This is a genomic window from Halalkalibacter flavus (assembly GCF_036663575.1).
Lineage (GTDB): Bacteria > Bacillota > Bacilli > Bacillales > Bacillaceae_D > Halalkalibacter > Halalkalibacter flavus.
Genome location: NZ_JAWRVK010000001.1, coordinates 224,937 through 245,568, shown reverse-complemented (window position 1 = coordinate 245,568; position 20,632 = coordinate 224,937). Strand labels below are relative to the sequence as shown.

General features: G+C 42.3%; 23 protein-coding genes and 1 pseudogene. 23 read left to right on the top strand and 1 reads right to left on the bottom strand.

The window, feature by feature from the left end:
• The first annotated feature begins 16 nt into the window (after positions 1-16).
• Positions 17-508: a hypothetical protein gene (locus tag SAY88_RS01120; protein ID WP_332628631.1), complete on the top strand. Its 492-nt coding sequence runs from the start codon at positions 17-19 to the stop codon at positions 506-508.
• A 205-nt stretch (positions 509-713) separates the two neighbouring features.
• Here SAY88_RS01120 and SAY88_RS01115 read toward each other — a convergent pair whose 3' ends face one another.
• The gene (locus SAY88_RS01115) at positions 714-2,027 is read right to left on the bottom strand and encodes an FAD-dependent oxidoreductase (protein ID WP_332628630.1); all 1,314 of its coding nucleotides are present in this window, start codon (positions 2,025-2,027) and stop codon (positions 714-716) included.
• A 345-nt stretch (positions 2,028-2,372) separates the two neighbouring features.
• On the opposite strand from SAY88_RS01115, the gene prfA reads away from it, so the two are divergent.
• The 22 genes and pseudogenes from prfA to atpA all read left to right on the top strand — a co-directional run bounded on the left by prfA (position 2,373) and on the right by atpA (position 20,560).
• Positions 2,373-3,443, top strand: coding sequence for a peptide chain release factor 1 (gene prfA / locus SAY88_RS01110; RefSeq protein WP_332628629.1), 1,071 nt, complete (start codon positions 2,373-2,375; stop codon positions 3,441-3,443).
• Positions 3,444-3,453: 10 nt separating this feature from the next.
• Positions 3,454-4,314, top strand: coding sequence for a peptide chain release factor N(5)-glutamine methyltransferase (prmC, locus tag SAY88_RS01105; RefSeq protein ID WP_332628628.1), 861 nt, complete (start codon positions 3,454-3,456; stop codon positions 4,312-4,314).
• Positions 4,315-4,465: 151 nt separating this feature from the next.
• Positions 4,466-4,741 (top strand): hypothetical protein, encoded by a 276-nt coding sequence (locus SAY88_RS01100; protein WP_250096806.1) that lies wholly within the window; start codon positions 4,466-4,468, stop codon positions 4,739-4,741.
• A 330-nt stretch (positions 4,742-5,071) separates the two neighbouring features.
• Entirely contained in the window at positions 5,072-5,371 is a 300-nt protein-coding gene (locus SAY88_RS01095) for a TIGR04104 family putative zinc finger protein (protein WP_332628627.1), read from the top strand.
• Between the two features lie 94 nt (positions 5,372-5,465).
• Positions 5,466-6,098: a stage II sporulation protein R gene (gene spoIIR, locus SAY88_RS01090; protein ID WP_332628626.1), complete on the top strand. Its 633-nt coding sequence runs from the start codon at positions 5,466-5,468 to the stop codon at positions 6,096-6,098.
• Between the two features lie 125 nt (positions 6,099-6,223).
• Complete coding sequence (locus SAY88_RS01085) at positions 6,224-6,673, top strand: GNAT family N-acetyltransferase (RefSeq protein WP_332628625.1); 450 nt, start codon at positions 6,224-6,226, stop codon at positions 6,671-6,673.
• 223 nt (positions 6,674-6,896) lie between these two features.
• Positions 6,897-7,943 (top strand): L-threonylcarbamoyladenylate synthase, encoded by a 1,047-nt coding sequence (locus SAY88_RS01080; protein ID WP_332628624.1) that lies wholly within the window; start codon positions 6,897-6,899, stop codon positions 7,941-7,943.
• Between the two features lie 316 nt (positions 7,944-8,259).
• The gene (locus SAY88_RS01075) at positions 8,260-8,799 is read left to right on the top strand and encodes a manganese efflux pump MntP (protein ID WP_332628623.1); all 540 of its coding nucleotides are present in this window, start codon (positions 8,260-8,262) and stop codon (positions 8,797-8,799) included.
• 173 nt (positions 8,800-8,972) lie between these two features.
• Positions 8,973-9,416: a low molecular weight protein arginine phosphatase gene (locus tag SAY88_RS01070; protein WP_332628622.1), complete on the top strand. Its 444-nt coding sequence runs from the start codon at positions 8,973-8,975 to the stop codon at positions 9,414-9,416.
• 100 nt (positions 9,417-9,516) lie between these two features.
• Positions 9,517-9,768: pseudogene (locus tag SAY88_RS01065) on the top strand (methyl-accepting chemotaxis protein); the annotation flags it as partial.
• A 289-nt stretch (positions 9,769-10,057) separates the two neighbouring features.
• A complete protein-coding gene (gene rpiB, locus SAY88_RS01060) occupies positions 10,058-10,495 on the top strand; it encodes a ribose 5-phosphate isomerase B (protein WP_332628620.1) in 438 nt (145 codons plus the stop codon).
• A gap of 12 nt (positions 10,496-10,507) precedes the next feature.
• A complete protein-coding gene (locus SAY88_RS01055; protein WP_332628619.1) occupies positions 10,508-11,071 on the top strand; it encodes a TIGR01440 family protein in 564 nt (187 codons plus the stop codon).
• Positions 11,072-11,189: 118 nt separating this feature from the next.
• Entirely contained in the window at positions 11,190-12,440 is a 1,251-nt protein-coding gene (glyA, locus tag SAY88_RS01050) for a serine hydroxymethyltransferase (RefSeq protein ID WP_332628618.1), read from the top strand.
• Positions 12,441-12,880: 440 nt separating this feature from the next.
• On the top strand, positions 12,881-13,510 hold the full coding sequence (gene upp, locus SAY88_RS01045) for a uracil phosphoribosyltransferase (protein ID WP_332628617.1): 630 nt from the start codon (positions 12,881-12,883) through the stop codon (positions 13,508-13,510).
• Between the two features lie 171 nt (positions 13,511-13,681).
• A complete protein-coding gene (locus SAY88_RS01040; RefSeq protein ID WP_332628616.1) occupies positions 13,682-15,949 on the top strand; it encodes a S8 family serine peptidase in 2,268 nt (755 codons plus the stop codon).
• 246 nt (positions 15,950-16,195) lie between these two features.
• Complete coding sequence (locus SAY88_RS01035) at positions 16,196-16,423, top strand: AtpZ/AtpI family protein (protein WP_250096819.1); 228 nt, start codon at positions 16,196-16,198, stop codon at positions 16,421-16,423.
• Positions 16,423-16,815, top strand: coding sequence for an ATP synthase subunit I (locus SAY88_RS01030; RefSeq protein WP_332628615.1), 393 nt, complete (start codon positions 16,423-16,425; stop codon positions 16,813-16,815). Before SAY88_RS01035 ends, SAY88_RS01030 begins: the two co-directional genes overlap by 1 nt.
• Before the next feature lie 7 nt (positions 16,816-16,822).
• Positions 16,823-17,536, top strand: coding sequence for a F0F1 ATP synthase subunit A (gene atpB / locus SAY88_RS01025; protein ID WP_332628614.1), 714 nt, complete (start codon positions 16,823-16,825; stop codon positions 17,534-17,536).
• A gap of 69 nt (positions 17,537-17,605) precedes the next feature.
• Entirely contained in the window at positions 17,606-17,818 is a 213-nt protein-coding gene (gene atpE, locus SAY88_RS01020) for a F0F1 ATP synthase subunit C (protein WP_034632875.1), read from the top strand.
• Between the two features lie 181 nt (positions 17,819-17,999).
• The gene (gene atpF / locus SAY88_RS01015; RefSeq protein ID WP_250096822.1) at positions 18,000-18,491 is read left to right on the top strand and encodes a F0F1 ATP synthase subunit B; all 492 of its coding nucleotides are present in this window, start codon (positions 18,000-18,002) and stop codon (positions 18,489-18,491) included.
• Positions 18,488-19,033, top strand: coding sequence for a F0F1 ATP synthase subunit delta (locus tag SAY88_RS01010; RefSeq protein ID WP_250096823.1), 546 nt, complete (start codon positions 18,488-18,490; stop codon positions 19,031-19,033). The genes atpF and SAY88_RS01010 overlap by 4 nt, the downstream gene beginning before the upstream one ends.
• An 18-nt stretch (positions 19,034-19,051) precedes the next feature.
• Complete coding sequence (gene atpA / locus SAY88_RS01005; protein WP_332628613.1) at positions 19,052-20,560, top strand: F0F1 ATP synthase subunit alpha; 1,509 nt, start codon at positions 19,052-19,054, stop codon at positions 20,558-20,560.
• The last annotated feature ends 72 nt before the right edge of the window (positions 20,561-20,632 follow it).

The window sequence follows — 20,632 nt, the reverse complement described above, 5'->3', positions numbered from 1 at the left end:
TGGAGGTGTTTTGGGCATGAACAAAAAATGGCTAAGCTGTATGGCGATGGGATTAGTGTTAGTGACAGGGTGTGGAGAGGATCCTCAACCACCACAGGCTCAAGGAAACGCCGTAACTCATAATAATCCTGAGGCGCGAACACCAGATGCTGGTCAATTTGCATATGGGTTGCTAGGTCCAGGGCCAGCCAACTACGGTAGTTTGTTTCGACAACCACCTGCGTACGACCATCCAGGTGAAATCAATACAGGAACAGGCTTCAAATCATTACACCGAGAACGCAGACATCTCGGCAATGACGAAGCGCTGATTCACCATATTATTGAAGATGAACATGGCATGGATGCAGGGATAGTGATCATTGCCGGGCATCACGCCTTCGTCAATGTCACACCACCTGCTGGCTTAAACGAAGAAGATAAGAAAAAAGAAATGGATAATCTAAACCGAGCACTTCGTAAGGAAATTCCACGATATGAAGTCCATGTTAGTGAAAGGAACGCCTGATGGGCGTTCTTTTTTGTGGAAAGGGGTCACTGAAAAAGTCCTTTTTAGCGGATTCGAGGAAGCGGCAATGGCTCCACACGTTGCGCGCCTGCTATGAGAAAACCACTCATAGCAGGCTTTAAGACAAAGCAACGGTTCCGCTCATTGCTTAAAGGCCACTGAAAAAGGTCAAAACTGTACCTTTTTCAGTGGCCTATACAAAAACTCACAGCCTCCTGGCCGTTCTCTGTATTGGATCCCATACGCCGTTATATGGTGGGGCATATGCTAGGTCTAAATCCTCGAGCTCCGATACGCGCATGTTATGATAGAGCGCGGCCGCGAGTACATCAATACGCTTATCGACGCCTGCTTCGCCGATAACTTGAGCGCCGAGCAGTCGCTCTGTTTCTGTATGGTAGCTTAACCGAATTTCAAGGTTTTTCGGTTCTGGATAATAGCCAGCAATATGCGGAAGTTGAGCGCTAATTGTCTCATATGGGTAACCTTGTGTTTCGATCTCCTTTTCAGACAAGCCAGTCCGTCCAAGAGTCAAATCGAAAAACTTAATAATCGATGTACCGACTATTCCTTGGAATGGTCGGGGAGCACCGACCATGGCACGCCCGGCGAGTCGTCCTTGTTTATTTGCGTGTGTGCCAAGTGGTATATAATCATCTCGTTCCTTCATTCGGTGGTATTGAGTCGCGCAATCACCGGCGGCATAAACATCCTCGATATTTGTCTCCATAAACGAATTCACTTTAATCGCACCATTTGCAAATAAATGAATTCCTGTTCCATCAAGAAAGCTTGTATTTGGTTTGACGCCGATTGCAATCACAACAAGATCTGCATCAACACGACCTTTATCTGTTACAACATGAGCAACTCGACCATCATCGCTACCTTCAAATGCTTCGACCGATTCATTAAATCTTAGCTTAATGCCATGCTTCACGGCTTCCTCGCCAATTTTTTCGCTAAACTCTTCATCAAAAATTCCTGCTAACCGTGGGTTGCGTTCAATCATTGTTACGTCTTTTCCTATCTCTACAAAGTTCTCGGCCATTTCTAGACCAATATATCCACCGCCAATAACAACAATCTTTGAAACCCCATCTAAATCCTTCATTATTGCTTCGGTATCAGGAATGGTCTTAACTGAGTGTACGCCTTTTAGATCGACTCCGTCCCAAGGGGGAACAACTGGGCTTGCACCGGTTGCAACTAACAATTTGTCATAAGGAATCTCAAACCCATCACCAGAGACAACTTTTTTCTCGACGTCAACAGCCTTTACTTCATGATTCACACGCGCGTCAATTCCGTATTTCTCACGAAAAGTCTCCACGGAGCGTGCAATTAACGAATCAAATGAATCAATGACTCCGCCGACAATATAGGGGAGACCGCATTGAGCATAAGAGTACACCTCTCCCATTTCAAGTGTTGTTATATCAGCTTTCTCATCATGACGAACAATTTGCATCGCCGCACTCATCCCAGCGGCATCGCCACCGATAATAACATATTTCATCGAAACATCACTCCTTTTATATAGTTACTTTCCCCAAATCACTTCTAGTTAAGCAAGAATTGGGAAAGCTATATGAATGTAGTAGAGTCTGCAACCAAAAGGAAAGGGCGGCCTTTTGGCGGTGATAGTGCGAAGGAGTTTTGCAGTGGCTCCGCGCGGCGTGCGCCTTTTTGAGAAGATCGCTCAAAAAGGCTTAAGAGATGACGCCGGTTTCGCTCACTGCATCGAGACATATCCCAAAAGGCAAACCTGGCCTTTTGGGATATGTCTCTCATTGACCCGCTTCTTTCTGTATACTATAATTATAATGTTATACACTGGAAAATCTTAATGAGGTGAAGAGCCGTGTTAGATCGTTTACAATCAGTTGAGGATCGTTATGATCGTCTCAACGAGTTACTTAGTGATCCTGATGTCATAAATGATTCAAAAAAATTGCGTGAATATTCAAAGGAACAATCGGATTTAGAAGAAACTGTTCAAGTGTACCGTGAATATAAAGAAGTGAATGAGCAGCATCAAGATGCGAAAGCGATGCTTGAAGAAAACCTAGATGATGAAATGTATGCAATGGTGAAGGAAGAAATTAGTGAGCTTGCTGATCGCAAAGAAGAGCTCGAAGCTCGTTTGAAAATTCTTCTTCTGCCAAAAGACCCGAATGATGATAAGAACGTAATCATGGAGATTCGTGGGGCGGCTGGTGGAGACGAGGCGCAGTTGTTTGCGGGTGATCTTTACAAAATGTACAGTCGTTTTGCGGAAGCGCAAGGTTGGAAGACAGATGTAATTGAGTCAACAACTACGGAGCTTGGCGGGTATAAGGAAATTATTTTTACAATTAACGGCCAAGGTGCGTACTCGAAATTAAAATATGAAAATGGCGCACATCGTGTACAGCGTGTTCCGACAACTGAATCAGGTGGCCGGATTCATACATCAACAGCGACGGTAGCTGTATTACCAGAAGCGGAAGAAGTCGAAGTTGATATTCATGAAAAAGATATTCGTGTTGATACATTTGCTTCAAGTGGACCGGGTGGGCAAAGTGTAAATACGACGATGTCAGCCGTTCGTCTTACGCATTTACCAACAGGCGTAGTCGTTTCGTGTCAGGATGAGAAATCACAAATTAAAAACAAAGAAAAAGCAATGAAGGTTTTACGTGCTCGTGTATATGATAAATTCCAAAGTGAAGCACAAGCGGAATACGATCAAAACCGTAAGCTTGCAGTCGGTACAGGTGATCGTTCGGAGCGTATCCGTACGTACAACTTCCCGCAAAGCCGTGTAACCGATCACCGCATCGGTCTAACATTGCAAAAGCTGGAGCAAATCCTTCAAGGGAAGCTTGATGAAATCATTGATGCGTTGATCTTGGAAGAGCAAGCCGAAGCGATGCAAAATGCAGAGCAGTAAGATGAAAGAAATGGCAATTGGTGAGGCCCTTCGTTGGGCTTCTTCTTTTTTAGAGGAAAGAGGGTTAGAGCCGCCTGTTGCGGAATGGTTGTTACGTCACTATTATCAAATAAACAGAGCGAAACTGCTTATGATACTAGATGACAAAATCGAACCGGGACTCTTTAAGCGCCTCCAACAAGACATCAAACGTCACGCCGAAGGTACACCCGTACAACATATTATCGGCTATGAGGAATTTTACGGAAGACGTTTTATTGTAAACGAACATGTACTGATCCCGCGTCCAGAAACAGAGGAATTGGTCGTTGCTGTGACAGAGCTTAAGCAAAAGCTTTTTCGACAAGAAAAAATAAGCTTGATCGATGTTGGGGCAGGGAGCGGTGCTATTTCTGTCACTCTTGCGCTAGAGGACGAAACGCTAGACGTTCAAGCAATTGACATTTCTGAAGAGGCACTTAAAGTGGCGAAAAAAAATGCGGACGAGCTCGGTGCGAAGGTTCGCTTCAAAAATGGGGACTTGCTGAAGCCGATCATTGAAGAAGGAATTCGAGTAGAAGCGATTGTTTCCAATCCGCCATATATTCCTCTCTCGGATGCACCGAGTTTGGCTGTTCACGTCAGGGAGCATGAACCGCATTTGGCGTTATTTGGCGGCGAGGACGGGCTTGATTTGTACCGTCGCTTTATGGGAGAGCTTCCAGAAGTGCTGAAAGACAAGGGGATAGTTGGATTTGAAGTCGGTGTTGGTCAAGCTCAGGTCGTAAAAGAGATGCTTCAAACGGCATTCCCTTATGCAACGACGGAAATCAAAGTTGATATAAATGGCAAGGAGCGCATGGTCTTTGCTTATGGGAATATGACAAACTAAAATTACTTGCCTGCTAGGAACCTTTCTTAGCAGGTTTTTTTGTTATATACCCGTAGTATTTATATGTAGATTGCTAGTTTGCGAGGGAGGTGTTAACATAAATTACCATAGGAATTTTTAGTTTGTTACATAAAAGGTGGAGGCGAGCGTTTTGTTGGATTGGATCATGATTGTGATCACAATTGTTGTTATTAGTTTTTCAACATTGATGTTCATGAAAAGAAGAAGAAATACGAAAAACATCCATGGTGCAAAAGGGTGGGTCACTCCTGTCTGTATGTTACTGATGCCTGTTTTTGCACTTGTTGTTCATTTGCTTGATTTGGTCGGGATCATTAGCTGGGCAGGTCTGCTAGGGTTACTATTTGTCGCTGCCTACTATACAAAATATCTGCCTGTTACCAAGGATCGTGCTGGATCGAGATAAAAGAGATGTAAGCTCATCATAGAGCTGATGAAGGACAAAATTAGACAGAACTGTATGGGAAAAGTCCTTCATAAAGCAGATGAGGGACAAAACAAGATAGAAATTCAGAGGAAAAGTCTATCATACAGTCAATATAAATGATATTGGTGGGGATAGCGCCATATTCAACTATCCTATTAAACTATTTTTATCAAATTGATATGAACTCTAATGTCGTTGTATTGGTCGTTGATTGTTTGGGGTGTTATACGATTTAGGTTTCTGGGAACCTTTTTAACTGCCACTCGTAAAAATAGAAGGAATTATTTTTTACTCAGTTAGGGGGATTTCATGAAGCTGCCTGTCTGCTGGTCATGCGGTGAGACATTTCGCTGGCGAGAGCTTTTATTTGTGGTAGAAGGAAAAAAGACGTGCAAAAAGTGCGGAGCGAAACAATATACGACGACGCATTCGAAGTGGAGAACAGGGGTTGTTGTTTTGCCAGCTATCTATATTCCTGCTATCTGTCGTTTGCTTTTTGGTATGTCCTTATCGTCTTACCTTTTTCTCACAGTTCTAGTTTTCGTTATTTGTTTTGCGATTGTCCCATTTTATTATCAATTTACGGAGAAACGACAGCCTTTGTTTTAATAGTAGAAAAATCAATCACATTTTTTCTAGATTCTAAGTTTAAATAAGTACCGTCCTGGCCACAATGTTTTTATGAAGGGACGGTGCTTTTGAAATGAAACCAAATGTTGTTATTTATCTATTATTCTCTTTATTTGTTCTAATTATGAATTGGGAATCTCAAAACGCAGTAGCTGTTGCGTCTTTACATAATGAAGTAAACCAAGAAGAAGCAGTTAGACTTAGAATTCTAGCAAATAGTGATTCAGTACGAGATCAAGCGTTAAAGCGTGAAATCCGTGATGAAGTGAATGCGGCGATTACAGAAATGGTTCTTGGTGTAGGTGACTTAGAAGAAGGAAAAGCAATGATTGAAGACAATCTAGCAAAAATAGAAGACATCGTAGAGCGAGAGTTAGCGAAAATGGGAATGGATCAATCGTTTGAAGTCAGTTTTTCAGAAGTGGAGTTTCCGACAAAGTTATACGGCAACATTGTCTATCCAGCTGGTTTGTACGATGCGGTGTTAATTACACTAGGAGAAGGCAAAGGTGAAAACTGGTGGTGTGTGTTATTCCCGCCGTTATGCTTTCTTGATATGGCAAATGGTGATGCAGTAGTAGCTGATGCTGAGGAGGAAGTAGAGCAAACAGACGAGGACGACATAGAGGAGGTTGAGGTTAAGTTTTTCGTAGTAGAAATCTTCTCGAAAATTAAAGATCGTATTTTTTCTTCGGAAAATGTGTAAAGTCGAATACTAGAGGAACAAAAAGTTTCCTCTAGCATTATTTTTATGCGAAAATAAGAAAGCTAGCATAAAACATATAAGCTCCTCATACATATCTAGTACTAGATTAAGAGAGGGTGGAGCTTATGGGAATTGTTGTGCGGAAAGCGAAGAATAAGGACATGCTTCCGATTCAAAGGTTAGTAGCAAAAGCTGGATTGCGTGATGAAGGAATTGAACAATATATTGAAAGTTTTCTTGTTGTTGAGGATGAGGAAGAAAGTTTAATTGGCACAGTTGGTGTGGAAAAGTATGAAGAGAGTGGATTGCTTCGTTCGCTCGTTTTGGACTCGCCGATTTGGAATGCGAAGCTTAGCTTAGAATTTCTGCAGTTAACGTTGAAGTATGCAGAGGAGCAACACATTGAAACAGTGTATTTGTGTGCAAAAGGGACGAATGCACTGTTTCGCCAGTTGGGTTTTCGGGAAGTAGATAAGGAAGATGTTCCGGAAACTTTGAAGCATTCGGAGCACTTTAAACGGAATGCGACAGAGAAAGCAGAAGCGAAAGTGTGGGCTTGTGAATTAACAGAGTAAGTTGTGGAAAAGTGAATAAATATTGGAAGTTATCTACAGGTTATCCACGGTTGTGGATAACCTGTTTTTGTACGCGGATGAAAATATTGTCGAAATAGGGAGAGGAATCATGCGATTCTACGTGTAAGATCCTTGGTTTTCTAGGGTTTATGTCGAATTTTATCCGTTTTATTGACATCTATAGACAACACTTGCAAAATGGAAGGGATAGGAGAGATGAACTGTGAGTTATGAACAGACAAAATATTGGAGTGTGGATAACTTTTCCGGAAGTGAAGAAAATCTCCAATTAATTAAGGAAGCTGCCTTGTGGATAACGAAAGGAGAGGTTGTGGCCTTTCCTACGGAGACCGTGTACGGACTTGGAGCGAATGCGTTAGATGAGAGAGCGGTGAAACGAATTTTCGAAGCAAAAGGTCGACCAAGTGATAATCCACTTATTGTCCACATTGCTGAAATAGATCAATTACGTGAGCTAGTATCGGATATTCCAGAAAACGCTCATTTATTAATGAAGCAGTTTTGGCCTGGGCCATTAACATTAATTTTTAAGAAAAAAGAAGCGGTTGCTCCAAGTGTAACCGCAGGACTTGATACGGTAGCTGTAAGAATGCCCGATCATCCAGTTGCTAGAGAGTTGTTGCGAGCAGCGGGCGTTCCTGTTGCTGCGCCTAGTGCGAATTTGTCCGGGAAGCCAAGTCCAACGACAGCGGGACATGTGTTTCACGATCTAAAAGGGAGAATTAAAGGGATTGTTGATGGAGGCCAAACGGGAGTGGGTCTTGAATCAACGGTACTTGACTGCTCGAAGGACGTTCCTGTTTTGTATCGACCTGGTGGTGTTACGAAGGAGGAGCTTGAGGAAGTAGTTGGTAAGGTTGACGTTGACCCGTCGCTATTGTCTGACGATGAAACTCCATTATCTCCTGGAATGAAGTATACGCACTATTCACCAGCGGGTACGTTATATTTAGTACGGGAGAAAGAGAGGATTTTGGAGCTGGTGTCACAGGCGAAAGCGGACGGAAAGTGTGTGGGAGTGTTAACAACAGAAGAAGAGAACGGTCGGTATGAAGAAGCAGACGTCGTTGTTCCGTGCGGATCAAGAACCGATTTAGCGTCTGTTGCAACCGCGCTCTATGGCAGCTTGCGCAAGTTCGATGAGCACGGGGCAGAGGTGATATTTTCAGAAGTATTTCCATACGAAGGATTAGGTAGCGCCATTATGAATCGACTTGAAAAAGCAGCAGGGGGTCAGACCCCTCTGTAGCATGTTACAAGGCCACTGAAAAAGGTAATGTTCTTCTCCTTTTTCAGTGGACTTTAAGCAATGAGCGGAACCGTTGCATTGTCTTAAGCCTGCTATGAGTGGGTTTCTCGTAGCTGGCGCGCAAAGTGTGAAGCCATTGCTACTTCCTCGAGCTGCAATGGGGTCAGACCCCTCGGTATATCATTAACGCGGTGAAGAGAAGCCGAGGGGTCTGACCCCTCACTCGCTCTAAATAGACAGCCAACTTCAAAGTTGGCTGTCTATTTTCTTTTGGGCGTGCATACATTGGAATAGCATGTACAAGGAGTGGTTGTTGATGGGCGAGTTTGTGACACTTTTTATCATGTCAAGTGCGCTTGGGATGGATGCGTTTTCGATAGCGATTGGAATGGGTATGCTTGGTTTGCGACTAAAGCAAATTTTTAATATTGGCGTTACGATTGGATTGTTTCATATTGTAATGCCGCTTTTAGGGATTGCTACAGGCAAGTTGTTATCAAACTATTTTGGAATGATTGCCACATTAATTGGTGGTGGGCTTTTATTAATCATTGGTTTGCAAATGGTACTTTCTTCATTTAAATCTGATGAGGACGACAGGTTGATGCAGCCAGTAGGTCTAGGGCTTGTTCTTTTTGCTCTAAGTGTAAGCTTAGATAGTTTTTCTGCTGGATTGAGCTTTGGGATGTTAGGAGCGAAGACTGCGGTAACGGTACTGATGATTGGAATTGTCAGCATGGTATTATCATGGATCGGTTTATTGATGGGCTCGAGGTTTCAACATTACGTAGGGTCTTACGGAGAGCTACTTGGAGGCTTCATCTTAATAGGATTTGGAATTAAACTCATTTTTTAAAGCAATAAAGGACCCACCTAATACGGAATAATAAAAGGAAAGAAATGCCTTGGTTGCATATACCGTTTTCAAATTCGTTATGATAATATGGAACGTAATAGTAAGGGGAACGCTTCGTAAAGAGAGACTAAAAGACCCAATCGTATTGAAACAGAAAGGACGTTGGACATTACATGAAAAAAGTGTTGTTTGTTTGCACTGGAAATACGTGCAGAAGTCCGATGGCAGAGGCACTTCTTCGTTCGCGAATGGATGAGAGGATTGAAGTGAAATCTGCTGGAGTGCAAGCTTTTCCGAACAGCCCGGCATCAGAAGGGACCAAAGCCGTTTTAGCTGAAAAAGGAATATCGGCCGAACATGCTTCGCAACTAGTGACTGAAGAATTATTAGGCTGGGCGGATGTGATCTTGACGATGACAACTTCTCATAAAGAGATGATTAAAGTCTTCTATCCGCATGTGAATGAGAAGCTTTTTACATTGAAGGAATTCGTCGACCCGCATTCGTATGATCTAGATATTGCTGATCCAATCGGTGGGCCAATTGAATCTTACCGACAAACAGCTGAACAAATTGAACAATGCTTAGATATAGTCACAAAAAAATTAACAGAATAATCTTAATGAGGTGGAGTCAGCGTGGAGGGGGAACGAAAGTCTTACAAGGCGAGTATTCGAAAGAAATTAGTGATTGGCATTAGTGGACTAGCTGTTGTTACAGACAAACCTGTTTGCCCTAAATGCATCCATTGAAGCAGCGCGCGCCGGTGAGAAAGGAAGAGGATTTGCTGTTGTTGCGGATGAAGTGCGAAATTTGGCGGATAAGAGCGCGAAAGCCGTTCAAGGCATTACGAACTTGGCTCACAACATGCAATCAGAAGTGAAAAATGTAGCCGGCCAAATTGGAAATCAAGTCACCGTAGCTTTGAATCAGTCTGAACAAGGGACTGCTACGAATCAATCGATTTGAGAGATGGGAAAATCAGTGAATGAAGTCGCTGCGTGTATTACAGATATTTTGCATATGATTGATCGGTAAATGGAATCAATAAAGAAAATGACACATGAATCTCAAGAAGTGGCGGCAATTGCAGAAGAAACGTCAGTTGGATCGTTTGAGATATCAGCAATGACCGAGCAGTAAGGAACTGTTATTAACGAAATGGAAAGCATCGCACACGAGATTTCTAATCAAGCAAAAAAGTTAAAAATAACGATTGAGCGTTTTATAATATAAACAAGGAATGGGGTATATTAAGATGAAAGTAGCTATTGCTTCTGACCATGGCGGGATACATATTCGTGAAGAGGTCAAAATGTTAATGGACGAGCTTGGGATATCTTATGAGGATTTTGGGTGTGAATGCAGTACGTCCGTTGATTACCCGGATTATGCATTACCGGTTGCTGAAAAAGTAGCGAGTGGCGAGTTTGACCGCGGGATTCTTATTTGTGGTACTGGTATTGGGATGTCGATTGCAGCGAACAAAGTAAAAGGGATTCGCTGTGCGCTTGTTCATGATATGTTTACAGCCAAAGTGACGAGGGAACATAATGACAGCAATATTTTGGCGATGGGTGAGAGAGTCATTGGACCAGGACTTGCAAGAGAGATTGCTCGCATTTGGCTTGGAGCCGAATTTGAGGGCGGGAGACATGCAGATAGAGTAAAGAAGATTACTGATTATGAAGCATAAAGGAGGCGTGTTATGACTCCAATTGAACAACTGAAAGAACAGTTGACTTTAGCGCTGCAAGATTTACATGCGGCGTTTCCTTTATCCGAAGATGTCCTTCTTATTGTTGGGACAAGCACAAGTGAAGTGATAGGCGCGCATATTGGTTCAAATGGATCGCATGAAGTCGCTGAAGCCATTTACAGTATCCTAAAAAAACAGCAACAAGAAACAGGGGTTAAACTTGCCTTTCAATGCTGCGAGCATTTAAATCGGGCTCTTGTCATTGAAGAGGAAACAGCGAAACAACGTGGCTATGAGCTCGTATCCGCTGTTCCTGTTCGAAAAGCGGGCGGTGCGATGGCGACTTACGCGTTTAAAAAGATGAAAAATCCTGCGTTAGTTGAGGAAGTTCAAGCAGAAGCAGGTATTGATATTGGTGATACCCTTATAGGAATGCACTTGCGCAAAGTGGCTGTTCCGGTTAGAAGTCGTGTCAAAACGATAGGGGAAGCGCATTTGACAATGGCCAAAACCCGACCAAAACTAATCGGCGGCATTCGCGCTGTTTATGAAAAAACAGATGAACATGAATAAAAAATAAATTTTTATTAATTTCATACGGAAATAGATGATTGTTTGTGGTAAGATAAAAGCGAATCAGATGTCGAGTGGTTAGAAAACCGAAATATAAGCAATTGGAAGGGGAATAGAGATGTTGAATCAAAAGTCATTACAAGAGCAAGATCCAAAGGTGTTTGCAGCTGTTGGGCAGGAGTTAGGACGTCAGCGCGACAAAATTGAATTAATTGCGTCAGAAAATTTCGTAAGTGCTGCTGTTATGGAAGCTCAAGGTTCTGTATTAACAAACAAATACGCTGAGGGTTATCCTGGTCGCCGTTACTATGGCGGTTGTGAATATGTTGATATTGTAGAAGATTTAGCTCGTGATCGCGCGAAAGAAATCTTCGGTGCTGAGTATGTGAACGTGCAGCCTCACTCTGGTGCACAAGCGAACATGGCTGTTTACTTCACCATTTTAGAGCAAGGCGATACAGTACTTGGGATGAACCTTTCTCACGGTGGACACTTAACACACGGAAGCCCAGTTAACTTCAGTGGTGTTCAATATAATTTCGTTGAGTATGGTGTTGATAAAGAAACGCAATACATTGATTATGAGGTTGTTCGTGAATTAGCAAAAGAACATAAGCCAAAGCTAATCGTTGCTGGTGCTAGTGCGTACCCGCGCGAAATCGATTTTGCGAAATTCCGCGAAATTGCTGATGAGGTAGGAGCATACCTAATGGTTGATATGGCACACATTGCAGGTCTTGTAGCTGCTGGCTTACATCCAAACCCTGTTCCGCATTCTCATTTCGTAACAACGACGACTCACAAGACTCTTCGTGGTCCACGTGGCGGAATGATCCTATGTAAAGAAGAGTTCGGTAAGAAGATTGATAAATCGATCTTCCCTGGAATCCAAGGTGGTCCGTTAATGCACGTTATTGCTGCGAAAGCTGTGTCATTTGGTGAAGTATTAACTCCGGAATTCAAAGCTTACGGGCAAGCGATTATTGATAATGCAAAACGCCTTTCTGAAAAATTAATGAGTGAAGGGATCAACATCGTTTCGGGTGGAACGGATAATCACCTACTTCTTTTAGATTTACGCTCGCTTGACCTAACAGGTAAAGTAGCAGAGCATGCTCTTGATGAAGTTGGGATTACAACGAACAAAAACACGATTCCATTCGATCCGCAAAGCCCATTTGTGACAAGTGGTATCCGTATTGGTACAGCTGCTGTTACATCACGCGGCTTAGATCTTGAAGCAATGGATGAGATCGGTTCAATCATCGCTCTTACTCTTAAAAATGTTGATAATGAAGAAAAACTTGAAGAAGCACGCACTCGGGTAGCTGCATTAACAGCGAAATTCCCGATGTATACGCATCTTTAAGATGAAAAAGCTGGACCTTTAGGGGTCCGGCTTTTTTTTGTGGTGTGCAGAGGGGCAAGACAGTATGACTCTTGAACCTGCGTTTCAAATGCTTGTTAAAATTTACTGTTTTCATAAATATTGTTGCTGTGAAGAAACGTTTTTTCTTATAGCGAAATGGAACGAACATGTGGAGAACACGTCCCCCATAAAAACAACAAAGTATGCGAAACAGCCTAAAGTTTAGAAGTAGCAGGGTATTTGTGACAAATAGCAGCAAAATACAAAAGCCTTTTGTAGCCAGCAGATTACCCAAGCTGAAAATTTGTAATATTACTTTAACTTTTGTTTGGGAGAATTTCTCACTGTAAACCTTGAAGGGGAGTAGCTTTTTATGTAGAATCTTGTAGAAGCGAAGTCATCTTGAATGGATGAAGAAAGAATAAAGGAGCTAATAACGTATGAGCAAAGTTTTCGTGTTTGATCACCCTTTAATTCAGCATAAACTAACGTATATCCGTGATAAGGAAACAGGGACAAAGGAATTTCGTGAACTTGTTGACGAAGTTGCCGGTTTAATGGCATTTGAAATTACACGTGATTTGCCATTACAAGATGTAACGGTCGAAACACCTGTAGGAACAGCAAAATCAAAAACAATTGCAGGGAAAAAGCTTGGTCTTGTGCCGATCCTACGTGCGGGCCTTGGTATGACAGATGGAATTCTACGCATGATTCCAGCGGCAAAAGTGGGACATGTCGGCTTGTACCGCGATCCAGAAACGTTACAGCCGGTTGAATACTATGTAAAGCTTCCGACAGATGTAGAAGAACGTGAATTTATCGTCATTGATCCAATGCTTGCAACAGGTGGTTCGGCAATTGAGGCAATTCACAGCTTGAAAAAGCGCGGGGCAAAAACGATTAAGTTAATGTGTCTTGTTGCAGCACCTGAAGGCGTGCAGCTAACACAAGAAGCGCACCCGGATGTGGATATCTACTTAGCTGCATTAGATGAAAAGCTTAATGAAAAAGGCTACATAGTTCCAGGACTAGGAGATGCAGGAGATCGTTTATTCGGAACAAAATAACAACATCAAAAAAGAGGTAGGGCCTATAAAGAGCCCGCCTCTTTTTCGCTGTGCAGGGGTAAAGAGGGGTCTGACCCCTCTTTACCGCTCTTCGATAAAGCACACCGCCTGCATGTTTTCTCGTTTGCTGTTCATACTATCTACATATGCAAAATGGTGGGGGAGATGGATATGAAAAGAGTCATTGCGTGTTTATTAATATTGACGATAGCATGTAGCATCAGTCTTAGTTCTGCTCAGGCTGCGATATACCCTGAAATCCCAACCGTTGGAAAGGTGGATCAATCAGATGAGAAGGTCGTTGTCATTGTTACAGCGGTAGGCGAGGTTGATGATGTATTAAAGCAGGTTGCCACTACTTTTCCTTCGAGCAAAGTAAGGAAAACATTTAAACGAGCACTAAACGGCTTTTCAATCGAACTTCTAGAAAGTGAAGTAAAGATGCTGCAAGAGCTTAATGAGGTGGAACGAGTAGATAAGGTTGTTGAATATAAAGCGAACTTAGACGGAAGTGTGCCATTTATCGGCACAGATAACATTAGGGGGCGTCTTGACCCGAACGGTGAACACTTAACTGGAAAGGGTATCAAAGTTGCTGTTATTGATACAGGAATCGATTACACACACCCAGATTTAAAAAACAATTACAAAGGCGGGTACGATGTTGTTGATTACGACCGAGATCCAATGGAAACTGTTGTATCACAAGGGCCACCAACTCTTCATGGGACGCATGTAGCTGGAATCATTGCTGCAAATGGCCAAGTAAAAGGTGTAGCACCAGAAGCTGATATCTACGCATATCGTGCGCTAGGTCCGGGTGGACAAGGGACGACAGAGCAAGTCATAGAAGCGATTGAAAAGGCAATTGAAGATGGCGTCGATGTTCTTAATCTATCTCTCGGAAATACAGTGAACGGACCTGATTGGCCTACAAGTGTGGCACTTGATAAAGCGGTGGAAGAAGGCATTGTTGCTGTCACCTCAAACGGTAATAGTGGTCCTAATATGTGGACGGTTGGTTCGCCGGGAACGTCAACGAAAGCAATATCTGTTGGGGCCTCTGCACCACCAATCAAAACCCCCTTTGTTACAATTCCTGGATTAGACAAAGAAGTCACGCTCTATCCAATCGGTGGTACGTTGCCATGGAATTTAAAAAGAGACTTTGAACTAGTTGAAGTAGGACATGGACTAAAGGAAGAATGGGAAGACGTTGATGCAAGCGGCAAAATGGTTTTAATCAAGAGAGGAATGATCCCTTTTTCTGAAAAAGCTAGGTATGCACTGGAGAACGGAGCAAAAGCAGTACTCATTTATAACAACTTGCCTGGATCTTTTGTTGGTGCCGTTGAGCAAGGGGTGAAGCTGCCTGTTGTCAGCATCTCTAAAGAAGATGGTGAGTGGCTGTTAGAACAGCTAGAAGAAAGCAAAGATCGTCAGTTTGCACGAACGATTTACCGTAATGAGGAGGATTTTATCGCCCCATTTAGCTCAAGAGGACCAGTTACGCAAACGTGGGAAGTAAAACCTGACTTGGTTGCACCTGGCGTGTCTATCGATAGCACCGTGCCAAAAGGGTACCTAGGACTAAATGGAACGAGTATGTCAGCACCTCACGTGGCAGGAGCGGCAGCATTGGTGAAACAAGCACATCCTGATTGGAATCCAGACCAAGTTAAAGCAGCGTTAATGAATACGGCAAAAAAGCTTATGAACGAGGACGGAGAACCGTATTATCCATATGAACAAGGAGCAGGAAGACTTCAAGTCGATAAAGCGATTGATGCGACAACTCTTGCGTATCCAGGAGCGATTACGTTTGGAAAATGGACAAAGGATGATCCGAGGGAAAAGCGTGAAGTGACGTTTACGATTGAGAACCATGACAAGAAGACGCGTACGTATAATGTGAAGCCACCATTTGAGCTACCTGATGGGTTGCAATGGGATGTTCCATTTGCAACGACAATTAAGCCAGGTAAGAAAAAAGAGGTTACGGTCAAGCTAGATCTCTTTCCGGCAGTACTTGCAGAAGGAATCCATCATGGGGATATTGTCATTGAAGGTGGCAAAGATCCAATCTCGATTCCTTATGTGTTTTTCATTGAAGAACCGGATTACCCGAGGGCAATGGCCTTTAACTTTGGACACGGTGATCGTCCTGGTGAATACCGTTATGAACTGTACTTACCAGGTGGAGCGGAAGAAATGGGTATCGCCTTGTATGACCCGGACACCTTCCAGTTTGTCAAGTTTTTAGACTTCAAGGAAGACGTCGGACGCGGCATGGTCGGAAAAGAATGGGATAATCTTGACTTGCCAGATGGCAATTACAAAGCATTAATTTTTGCTAAAAAAGATGGAAAAGAGGACACGATTGAATCGACGATTACCATTGGGGCCTCGCTGCCAGAAGAGAAACAAAGTGAAAATTAAGGGTCAGACCCCTCTTTATCACTGCGAAGCGTGAAAGAGGGGTCTGACCCCTATTTGTGAGCTTTTTTGACAATCGTGTGAACGCGGGAAATATCCTATTTATTTAGTGCGAAATCGCATTGACACAGGGTTTTCACTATTGTACGATTAAAAAGGTTGTGGTGAGAAGGTTTACATATGTGAAATTGTGTGAAGGTTTAGAATTACAAATTTCGACCAAAGCATAATGCGAAGAGGAGGCTGTTCATGACGAATGGCAGACGAAGTCCGTTACGTGCAATCGTACTCGTTTCGATCATTTCTTCTTACGTCGTAGGGGGAACCGTTGGTGGGGTCTTTCTCGGGTTATGGCTCGGCAATCAGTTCGGAGCAAAACCATTCTTTCTTATCACGTGCTTATTTTTAGGACTTTCAACAGGGTTATACGGTGTATACAACGCTGTCAAACCTTTTTTAGGAGACGGTAAAGAGTAATGTTAACAGTTGATGGAAAGATGAAACGTTATACCATTGTAGTAAGTGTGATTCTGTTGCTCTTTACAGTAGGTTTTTTTCTTACCGTACATAAACCTCAATTCCTCGGTCTCATAGTTGGACTAGCTTTTAGCTATCTTAGTCTTTGGACAACCTTCAGAAAAACGAAAGTAATTGGAGACGTTGCTTCTGGACTGAAGAAGTATTCGATGTTTTCCTATCTAATTGCTAGTTTTGGCGTCTTAATTCGGATAGGGTTGGCTATATTATGTGTGTGGCTAGCTTTGATGTACCCCAAGACGCTCCATTTAATTTCGGTCATTACAGGGTTTTCCCTGATCTATATTATCATTATGGCAGATATGCTTATTGAATTTGGTAGAAAGAGGTGAAAACATTATGGATCATATAGCACCTATGAGGGAGATTGGCGGCTTATGGTTTAATATGTCAACAGTTCTAATGACGACTGTGGCATGTCTAATCGTATTCTTAATCTGTTTTATTGGTACTCGTAAGTTGGCAATGCGCCCAAGTGGTTTACAGAACTTCCTGGAGTGGCTAATTGATTTCGTACGCGGAATCATTAAAGCGAACATGGGATGGAAAGTCGGTGGACAATTTATTGCCCTCGCCTTCACATTAATATTCTATGTCTTCGTTGCAAATATGCTGGGACTTCCTTTTGAAATCTACAATAAGGATTCTCACGAAGTATGGTGGAAATCACCAACATCAGATCCTGCCTTAACATTAACAATGGCAGCACTCGTTATTATCTTAACTCACTATTATGGAATTAAGATTAGAGGGTTTGGAGAGTACTTGAAGGATTATGTTCGTCCTGTACCATTCCTATTACCTTTTAAGATTATTGAGGAGTTCGCGAATACGTTAACGCTAGGTATGCGTCTATTCGGTAACGTATATGCAAAAGAAATTCTCATGGTATTACTCGTCGGCCTAGGTACATCAGGTTTGGTGGGGATGTTCGGAGGATTCCTTCCGACAATGATATGGCAAGCCTTTGGTATGTTCATTGGAACCCTGCAAGCATACATTTTCGCGATGCTAGCAATGGTTTACATGGCACACAAAGTAGAACATCATTAAACACAGCTCAATCCTGAGCGTTTAAAAATAATAAAAAAATTATATTATCCTTAAGGAGGACTTATTCTCATGGAAGCATTAGCAGTAGCAATTGTAGCAGGTTTAGCAGCAATCGGTGGTTCGATTGCAGTAGCAATTATCGTAAGAGCAACACTTGAAGGTGTAACGCGTCAACCAGAACTTAAAGGGACGTTACAAACACTTATGTTCATCGGTGTACCTCTTGCAGAGGCTGTTCCGATCATCGCGATCGTTATCTCTTTCCTATTACTATTTGGATAATTGCGCTCATCGCTTATTTGGCGAGGAGTTCACACATAACAATGGCGACAGGGTCGGGCTATGGGACCTTTCGCCATTCCTTATGTATCGTTAGTGAAATGAAACATTAATTACTGTCTGAGCAGTCTGTGAATAAATAGATTTACGAAAATCTTCACATCCAAGAAAGGAGTGAATCGAAATGGGTTTTGTAATTCCATGGGGATCAATACTTTATCAACTAGCAGCATTTTTAGTATTACTTTTCTTCCTCAATAAATTTGCTCTTAAGCCGTTACTAGGCGTAATGGAAAAGCGTGAGCAAATGGTTAATGAAAATATGGACTCAGCTGAAAAAAGCCGTAAAGATGCAGAGGGATATATTGAACAACAACGTAAAGAGTTAGAAAAAGCAAAGCTTGAAGCTCAAGAAATCATTCAACAAGCGAAAAAGCTAAGCGAGCAACAAGGTCAAGATATTTTAGATCAAGCACGTGAAAATGCTGAACGCCTGAAAGATTCGGCTTTAGCTGAAATTCAACGTGAGAAAGAACAAGCTGTATCTGCTCTTCGTGAACAAGTTGCTGGTCTTTCCGTTTTAATTGCCAAGAAGGTAATTGAAAAAGAGTTAGATGAAAAGGCACAAGAGAAACTTGTTGAAGAGTATCTTAAAGAGGTAGGCGATAAGCTATGAGCAATCAAGCAGTAGCGAATCGTTATGCATCAGCCCTATTTCAGCTTGCAAAAGAAAAGCATGACTTAAAGAAAGTAAATGAAGAATTACAAGTTGTGAAAAATGTTGTTGAATCAACACCTGAACTTGTACAATTCCTAACTCATCCGAAAGTGACCGTTGCACAGAAGCAAGCTTTTATCAAAGAAAGCTTTAAAGGCTTAAGTGACGTGAGCTTAAATGCACTTCTTATGTTAATTGACCGTAAACGAACAGATATCCTTGTTCCAATGGTAAATAAATATAAAGAGTTAGCCTACGAGGCTCAAGATATGGCTGAAGCGATCGTGTATTCGACAAAGCCGTTAACTGAGAAAGAGCAAGACCATATCGCAAAGGTATTTGCGAAAAAAGCAAAGAAATCAAAGCTTGAATTAAAAAACATCGTTGATTCAGAGTTAATCGGCGGAATTAAGATCCGTATCGGGGATCGCATATATGACGGCACTGTAAAAGCGCAGCTTGATAAGCTTGAGCGCAATATCGTAGCCGGAACACGCTAGAAGATAGGGGTGAAAGCAATGAGCATTAAAGCAGAGGAAATTAGTTCTCTTATTAAACAGCAGATTGATCAGTTTCAGTCTGATGTTCAAGTACAGGATGTAGGTACAGTTATCCGTGTTGGTGACGGTATCGCGCTTGCTCATGGCCTTGAAAACGTAATGGCTGGTGAGCTTCTTGAGTTCTCAAACGGGGTAATGGGGATGGCTCAGAACCTTGAGGAGAATAACATCGGTATTATTATCTTGGGTCCTTACTCAGATATCCGCGAAGGTGACGAAGTAAAACGTACTGGTCGTATCATGGAAGTACCAGTAGGTGAAGAGTTACTTGGTCGTGTTGTAAATGCTCTTGGACAACCTATCGATGGATTAGGTCCAATTGCTACTTCAAAAACTCGTCCAGTTGAAAGCAAAGCACCGGGTGTTATGGCTCGTAAATCGGTTCATGAGCCGCTTCAAACTGGTATTAAGTCAATCGATACAATGGTTCCAATCGGTCGTGGTCAACGTGAGTTAATCATCGGAGACCGTCAAACAGGGAAAACAGCTATTGCGATTGATACAATCTTAAACCAAAAAGACCAAGATATGATTTGTATCTATGTTGCGATTGGTCAAAAGAAAACAACAGTTGCAGGTGTAGTAGAAACACTACGTTCGCGTGGTGCTCTTGACTATACAATCGTTGTTTCTGCAAGTGCGTCTGACCCAGCACCGATGCAATTCTTAGCTCCATATGCAGGGGTATCAATGGGTGAGGAGTTCATGTATAATGGCAAGCATGTTTTAATCATCTATGATGATTTATCAAAACAAGCTGCTGCTTACCGTGAGCTTTCATTATTGTTACGTCGTCCTCCAGGTCGTGAGGCATTCCCAGGGGATGTATTCTACTTACACTCTCGTTTATTAGAACGTGCAGCGAAATTAAGCGATGAACTAGGTGGAGGTTCAATTACAGCTCTTCCATTCATCGAAACGCAAGCTGGTGACGTATCTGCGTACATTCCAACAAACGTAATTTCGATCACAGATGGACAAATCTTCTTACAATCAGATTTATTCTATTCTGGTGTTCGTCCAGCCGTTAACGCAGGTCTTTCTGTATCACGTGTTGGTGGTTCTGCACAAATTAAAGCAATGAAAAAAGTAGCTGGTACACTTCGTCTTGACCTAGCTGCATACCGTGAGTTAGAAGCATTCGCTCAGTTCGGATCTGATTTAGATAAAGCAACTCAAGCGAAATTAAATCGTGGACAACGTACGGTTGAGGTTCTGAAACAAGACCTTCATAAACCACAACCAGTTGAGTACCAAGTAACGATTATTTATGCTCTAACAAAAGGTTTCTTAGATGATATCCCAGTTGAAGACGTTCTTCGTTTTGAATCAGAGCTATTCACTTACTTTGATCATAACAAGAAAGAAATTCTTGATCACATTCGCACAACTGGTGGTCTTCCAAACGAAGATGAGTTCAAAGCTGCGATCAGTGAGTTCAAAAAAGGATTCGTTCCTAGTAACTAATTAGTATTTGTTCAACTGACATTTGAACATCTTAGGTAGATCGGATTAGTTTTTGCGAAAAGGTGGTGAAAA